Here is a 1,456-nt window from a genome sequence, read left to right as displayed (position 1 = left end):
CACCGCTGGACGCCGTGGCGCCGCCCCGTGTGGACGGCAATGGTGACGGGCGCGCCGCCGACGCATCGGAGGAACAGGACGCACTCGACATTCCGCGCCCGTCGGCCGAGCGCGACGGGCACAGTGCGCCCCGAGAGCTGGGAGTCTCGGCTGGGCATGATGCGTCCGAGGGGACGGTCCTGGTGGGTCGGGATGCGTCCGCGGGGCCAGAAGCCCTCCTGGGGCGGGATGCCTCCGAAGAGCAAGAAGTCCTCCTGGGGCGGGAATCGCTCGGCGGGGCGGTCATGTCCGGGGCGACCGTTGAACCGGGCGTGCCCGTGGTCGAGGCGCGGGGGCTTACGCGGCGTCATGTGCTCGACGGCGTCAATGTCTCGATCAGGCCGGGCGAAGTCGTGGGGCTGGGTGGGTTGCTGGGCGCGGGGCGTACCGAGACCGCGAAGGCCATCGTCGGTGCGCTGCCGCTCGACGGCGGGCAGGTGCTGGTGGCCGGGCTGCCCCTCCGCGGCGGGACGAAAGCGGCGATCAGGGCGGGGATCAGCCTGCTGCCCGAGGACCGCAAGGCCGAGGGCATCATCCCCACCCTCTCGGTACGCGAGAACATCGCGCTGGCAGCCCTCCCCAGCCTGGGCAGGGCAGGCGTAGTGTCCGATGCGAAGATCGACCGGGTGGTGGAGATCTTCATGCGGAGGCTGAGGATCAAGGCCGCGTCGCCGCAGCAGCTCGTGTCGGAGCTGTCCGGCGGCAACCAGCAGAAGGTGCTGCTCGCCCGCTGGCTGGCCGTGCGCCCCAAGGTGCTGCTGCTCGACGAGCCCACCCGGGGCATCGACGTCGGCGCCAAGGCCGAAGTGCAGGCGTTGATCGACGAGCTGGCCGAGGAGGGGCTGGGTGTGCTGCTGATCTCCTCCGACCTGGAGGAGCTGGTCGAGGGCGCCGACAGAATCCTCGTGCTGCGCGAAGGCGCGGTCGTCGGTGAGCTGTCGAACGACGAGGTGACCGAGGAGAGGATCATGGCGACGATCGCGGACCAGACGGTCGAGGAGCAAGCGGTGGCGGACCGGGCGGTCAGGGAGCGGGCCGATGGCTGAGGTCACCGTGCAGGGTCGCGTGGCGGTGCTCAAGCCGCGCGTGTTCGCCTGGGTGCAGGACTACGGCGTGTACGCGGCCGTGCTGGCGCTGCTGCTGTTCAACGTGCTGTTCACCCCGCACTTCCTGGACGCCGCGAACTTCCGGACCCAGCTCGTCCAGGTCACCCCCATCGTGATCGTCTCGCTCGGGATGGCGCTGGTGATCGGCACCCAGGGCATCGACCTGTCGGTCGGCTCGGTGATGGCGCTGGCCGCCGCGCTGGTCGTGCTCTACCTCGGGTACGGCTGGCTGCCCGCGGTCATCGTGGCCGTGCTGGGCGGGGCCGTCGTGGGCGCCGCCGGGGGAGCGCTGGTGGCGTACGTCGGGGTGC

1 protein-coding gene and 1 pseudogene are annotated in these 1,456 nt (G+C 71.3%); both read left to right on the top strand.

Annotation, left to right across the window (positions count from 1 at the left end; all coding sequences use genetic code 11):
• Positions 1 to 1,085 (top strand): ATP-binding cassette domain-containing protein (locus AB0J09_RS64630; protein WP_360714391.1); only part of this gene is annotated, 1,085 nt, incomplete at its 5' end.
• Positions 1,078 to 1,456: pseudogene (locus tag AB0J09_RS64625) on the top strand (ABC transporter permease); the annotation flags it as partial. The gene AB0J09_RS64630 and the pseudogene AB0J09_RS64625, both read left to right, overlap by 8 nt.

Source organism: Nonomuraea sp. NPDC049784, assembly GCF_040659615.1.
Classification (GTDB): domain Bacteria; phylum Actinomycetota; class Actinomycetes; order Streptosporangiales; family Streptosporangiaceae; genus Nonomuraea.
This window is presented reverse-complemented; position numbering and strand designations above follow the sequence as displayed.